Origin of the sequence: Stenotrophomonas sp. PS02298 (assembly GCF_029959445.1) — a bacterium.
Taxonomy (GTDB): Bacteria; Pseudomonadota; Gammaproteobacteria; order Xanthomonadales; family Xanthomonadaceae; genus Stenotrophomonas.
In genome coordinates this window covers 1-5087 of record NZ_JASCOR010000227.1, presented here as the reverse complement: position 1 = coordinate 5087, position 5087 = coordinate 1, and the positions used below count along the sequence as shown (strand labels likewise).

Genomic DNA, 5087 nt, shown 5'->3' with positions numbered 1-5087 from the left:
ATCTTGCTCCCAGCTTCAGGCTTGGGGCCATAACCATGGCAACAGCCAGATCAAAAGCTACCCCTCCCCGGCCCTCCCCTTGCCTACGGCAAAGGGAGGGGGCGAAGCACCTTCACAAATTGCGAATCATTCTCATTAGTGCTCTAATCGTCGTCCTTTCATAATCCCGATTCCCGTGTCCGCAGACCGCAGCACCGCCACCACCGTGCAACAACAGGCCAGCCGTGGTTTCTGGTTGCGCACCCTGCATCAGTGGCACTGGATCAGCTCGGCGGTCTGCCTGATCGGCATGCTGTTGTTCTCCCTGACCGGCATCACCTTGAACCACGCGTCCAAGATCGAAGCCAAGCCGCAGGTGCAGAACCAGCAACTGGAACTGCCCGCCCCGGTGCTCAAGGCCCTGGGTGATCGCGAAGACGGCAACGCGCCGCTGCCAGCGCGCGTCGCCGACTGGTTGTCCAATCGCCTGGAAGTGTCCATCGGCAGCCGCGAGGCCGAGTGGTCGCCGGAAGAAATCTATCTGTCCATGCCTGGCCCCGGCAGTGACGCCTGGTTGAGCATCGACCGCGAAACCGGCGCGGTGGAGTTCGAGAAGACTCGCCGCGGCTGGGTTTCCTACTTCAATGACCTGCACAAGGGCCGCAATGCGGGCCCGGGCTGGGGCTGGTTCCTCGACGTGTTCGCGGTGGCCTGCCTGGTGTTCTGCATCACTGGCCTGTTCCTGTTGCACCTGCATGCGCGGCAGCGGCGCATGACCTGGCCGCTGGTCGGCCTGGGCCTGCTGATCCCGCTGCTGATCGCCCTGCTCCTCATCCATTGACCGTCTTTCTCTCCGGAGTCGCACCATGCGCGTCACCCTGACCATCGCCCTGAGTGGCCTGATCGCCACCGCTCCTGCCGCCTACGCCGCCAGCCTCGACGTCAACGTCGAAGTGCCCAAGCTCAACGTGGCCGAATACCACCGCCCCTATGTCGCGGTGTGGATCGAAGGTGCCGACCAGCAGGTCGCCGCCAACCTGTCGGTCTGGTACCAGCTCCGGGACACCGCCGAAGGCCACGGCACCAAGTGGCTGCCGGACCTGCGCCAGTGGTGGCGCAAGAGCGGCCGCACCCTGCAGGTGCCGGTCGATGGCGTCACTGGCCCGACCCGTCCGGTCGGCAAGCACCAGCTCAGCTTCAGCGACCGCCAGCCGCAGCTGCGCGCCCTGCCCGCCGGCCAGTACTCGCTGGTGGTGGAAGCCGCGCGTGAAGTCGGTGGCCGCGAGCTGGTCAAGATTCCCTTCACCTGGCCGGCCCGTGCCGCGCAGAACGGCAGTGCCCAAGGCACTTCCGAACTCGGCGCCGTCACCCTTGCCGTCAAGCCCTGATCCCCATTACCAACGGAGCCAACCGATGAAGCGTTCCCTCCTGCTTGCTGCCACCATCGCCGCCGTGCTGCCCTTCTCCGCTGCCGCCCACAAGGCCTGGCTGCAGCCGTCGCAGACCGTGATTGCCGGTACCAACCCGTGGATCACCGTGGACGCCGCCGTGTCCAACGACCTGTTCTACTTCAACCATGTGCCGCTGCGCCTGGACAACCTGGTGATCACCGCACCGGACGGCAGCACCGTGCAGCCGCAGAATGCCGCCACCGGCAAGTACCGCAGCGTGTTCGACGTCGAACTGACCCAGCAGGGCACCTACCGCCTGGCCACCGTCAATGCCGGGCTGTCGGCCAACTGGCAGGAAGACGGCAAGCCCAAGCGCTGGCGCGGTAACGCTGCCACCTTCGCCACCGAAGTACCGAAGGACGCCAAGGACCTGAAGGTCTCCGAGACCGCCGGCCGCATCGAAACCTTCGTCACCAACGGCAAGCCGAACGACACCGCGTTGCAGCCGACCGGCAAGGGCATGGAACTGGTTGCCCTGGGCCACCCGAACGACCTGTTCGCCGGCGAGCAGGCCAAGTTCAAGCTGCTGGTCGATGGCAAGCCGCACGCTGGCCTGGAAGTCGAGATCACCCGTGGCGGCACCCGTTACCGCAACGCCCAGGAAGAGATCAAGGTCACCACCGACGCCAATGGCGAGTTCTCGGTGACCTGGCCGCAGGCTGGCATGTATTGGCTGGAAACCGGCACCGAGGACAACAAGACCTCGATCCCGCAGGCCGCCGTCCGCCGCCTGAGCTACGTAGGCACGCTGGAAGTGCTGCCGCAGTAAAGCTCTAAAAGCCCCTCTCCCGCCTGCGGGAGAGGGGTTGGGGTGAGGGCAAGGCCGAAGCCGGGCTCCTGAAGCTGCGGCAGACCCACAAAAGCAAAAGCTCCCCTCATCCGCCCCTACGGGGCACCTTCTCCCGCCTGCGGGAGAAGGGACCAACTGCACCCAGACAGTTTCCGATACCGATGTCCTCCAACTCCGACATCGCCGCCCTTGGCGGCCACACCATGGGCACCAGCTGGAGCGTCAAGCTGGTGGCTGCACGTAGCCGTGATCTGCATCCGCTACATGCCGGCATACAAGCCGAGCTCGACCGCGTGGTCGCGCAGATGAGTACATGGGAATCGGATTCGGACATCAGCCGCTACAACCGCGCCGCCGCCGGCAGCTGGCATGTGCTGCCCGATGATTTCTGGAACGTGCTCAGCAGCGCGCACGATATCGCCGAGCGCAGCGCTGGCGCCTTCGATCCCAGCATCGGCCCCCTGGTCGCGCTGTGGGGCTTTGGCGCCGAAGCGGGCGCGCAGGTTATACCCGATCCCTCGCACCTGGCCGAGGTCGCCGCTCGCTGCGGCTGGCACAAACTGCAGTTGGATCCGCAGACACAGAGCGCGCTGCAACCCGGCGGCCTGCAACTGGACCTGTCGGCCATCGCCAAAGGCTATGGCGTGGATCTGGTCAGCCGCTGGCTGCATCGTATCGGCATCACTGCCGCGCTGGTCGAAGTCGGCGGTGAACTGCATGGCTACGGTTTGAAGCCCGACGGCCAGCCCTGGCGCGTGCTGGTCGAATCCGCACCGGAAGAAGACGCCGGTGCCGAGTATCCGCCACGCGTGCTGGCGCTCGATGACCTGGCGGTTGCCACCTCCGGCGACCGCTGGCACCAGTTCGAACGTGATGGCGTGTCCTATAGCCACACACTGGATCCGCGCAGCCACGCGCCGGTCAGCAGGGCCGCTGCAGCGGTTACCGTGATCGCCCGCGACGCCATGCACGCCGATGCCTGGGCCACCGCACTCACCGTGATGGGCGCCGATGAAGGCCTGGCCTTCGCCAACCAACATGATCTGGCTGCACGTTTCATCACCCGCGCCGATACTGGGCTCGTGGAAACCATGACCCCCGCCTTCGAGCGTTACCTGGACGCCAGCACGCAATGAATCCCAACCGTTCCACGCGTGCACTGCTCGGCAATCTCGCCGTTGGCCTGGGCCTGCTGCTTATCGCCCTGATGCTGCTGCGGCTGCATCTTGGCGAACGCTGGTGGCCGGCTGCTCCACTGGAGGAGCAATGGTGGATGGCTGTGGCGGCTTTGACCATCTACGCGGCGGCCTGCTTCGCGCTGTGGTGGTGTACCCGCCAGCGTGATGACGACAGCGGCGACAGCAAGGAACCGCCAATCCTGGTGGTGTGGGCCAGCCAGACCGGTTTCGCCCAGCAACTGGCGCAACGCACCGCCGCGCACCTGCGCGCAGCCGGCCACAAGACCAGACTGCGCGGCATCGACCAGGTCGATGCATCCCTGCTCGCCGGCAGCCGCCAGACCTTGTTCATCGCCGCCACCACCGGTGAAGGTGATCCGCCGGACCACGCTCTCGCCTTCCTCAGCCGGGTGATGCCGCAGCCGCTGAAACTGCCGCAGCTGCAGTACGCCGTGCTGGCGCTGGGCGACAAGACCTATGAGCACTACTGCGCATTCGGCCATCAACTCGACGAGTGGCTGCGCACGCATGGCGCACAGCCGCTGTTCGATACGGTGGAAGTGGACAACGCCGATGCCGATGCGCTGCGCCATTGGCAGCAGCTGCTCGGCCAGCTGGGTGGCGAAGCCGCCAACGCAACAGACTGGAGTGCACCGGCCTATCAATCCTGGCTGCTGCGCAAGCGCGACGTGCTGAATCCCGACAGCGTTGGCGGCAAGGTATTCCACCTGCAGCTGCAGCCCGCGGACGGAAAGCTGCAGACTTGGCAGGCCGGCGACATCGCCGAGATCGGCCCGCGTCAGTCCCCAGCTGCGGTGCTGCAGTGGCTGCAGGCAAACCACTTCGATGCTGCCACCGTGCTGGCCGACGGTCGCACGCTGGGGGACGCCCTGGCCCGCTCCTATCTGCCCGACAGCGCCGATAGCCGCGACGCCAATGCCCTTGCCGCCAGCCTCAAGCCACTGCCGCACCGCGAATACTCGATTGCCTCGATGCCAGGCGAAGGCAGCCTGCAACTGATGCTACGCCGGCAACTGCGCCCGGACGGAACACCCGGTCTGGCCAGCGGTTGGCTGTGTGACTACACGCAGATCGGCGACAGCATTGATCTGCGCCTGCGCAGCAACAGCAACTTCCATCCGCCGGGCAGTGACGCGCCATTGATCCTGATCGGCAACGGCACCGGCATCGCCGGCCTGCGAGCACATCTGCGTGCACGCATCGATGCCGGCGCGCGACGCAACTGGCTGCTGTTCGGCGAGCGCAATGCGGCCCACGACTTCCATTTTGGTAGCGAGCTGCAGCAATGGCAGCGCGAAGGCGGAATAGAGCGCTTGGACAGCGTCTTCAGCCGCGATGATGGCCAGTTCCATTACGTGCAGGACGCGCTGGCCGCGCATGGCGAGCTGCTACGGCAATGGCTGGATGACGGCGCCACCATCCTGGTCTGCGGCAGCCTGCAAGGCATGGCCCCGGCAGTGGACAACGTCATCATCGACACGATTGGCGAAGATGCGCATCAGGCGTTGCGCATCGCCGGCCGCTACCGCCGCGACGTGTACTGACCGGAAATCCACCTGTAGTGCCGAGCCATGCTCGGCAGAAGCATTACAAGCAATCCCAAACGTAGTGCCGAGCCATGCTCGGCAGAGGCTTTACCGGTAATGCCCATGCCGAGCATGGCTCGGC

The 5087-nt window shown here is 65.6% G+C and carries 5 protein-coding genes; all 5 read left to right on the top strand.

Annotated elements, in window-relative coordinates; genetic code table 11:
- Positions 1-175: 175 nt before the first annotated feature.
- Positions 176-820, top strand: a complete 645-nt coding sequence (locus QMX78_RS20000) for a PepSY-associated TM helix domain-containing protein (protein ID WP_282272918.1) — start codon at positions 176-178, stop codon at positions 818-820.
- 25 nt (positions 821-845) lie between these two features.
- Positions 846-1367 (top strand): DUF2271 domain-containing protein, encoded by a 522-nt coding sequence (locus tag QMX78_RS19995; RefSeq protein ID WP_282272916.1) that lies wholly within the window; start codon positions 846-848, stop codon positions 1365-1367.
- A gap of 25 nt (positions 1368-1392) precedes the next feature.
- Positions 1393-2199: a DUF4198 domain-containing protein gene (locus QMX78_RS19990; protein ID WP_282272914.1), complete on the top strand. Its 807-nt coding sequence runs from the start codon at positions 1393-1395 to the stop codon at positions 2197-2199.
- A gap of 176 nt (positions 2200-2375) precedes the next feature.
- Positions 2376-3356 carry an FAD:protein FMN transferase gene (locus QMX78_RS19985; RefSeq protein WP_282272920.1) on the top strand — a complete coding sequence of 327 codons (981 nt, stop codon included), beginning with the start codon at positions 2376-2378 and terminating at the stop codon, positions 3354-3356.
- Complete coding sequence (locus QMX78_RS19980) at positions 3353-4963, top strand: sulfite reductase flavoprotein subunit alpha (protein WP_282272912.1); 1611 nt, start codon at positions 3353-3355, stop codon at positions 4961-4963. Before QMX78_RS19985 ends, QMX78_RS19980 begins: the two co-directional genes overlap by 4 nt.
- Positions 4964-5087 lie beyond the last annotated feature (124 nt).

Coding starts and splice junctions, on each gene's coding strand:
- QMX78_RS19995 (WP_282272916.1), top strand. CDS start 846: ATGCGCGTCACCCTGACCATCGCCCTGAGTGGCCTGATCGCCACCGCT.
- QMX78_RS19990 (WP_282272914.1), top strand. CDS start 1,393: ATGAAGCGTTCCCTCCTGCTTGCTGCCACCATCGCCGCCGTGCTGCCC.
- QMX78_RS19980 (WP_282272912.1), top strand. CDS start 3,353: ATGAATCCCAACCGTTCCACGCGTGCACTGCTCGGCAATCTCGCCGTT.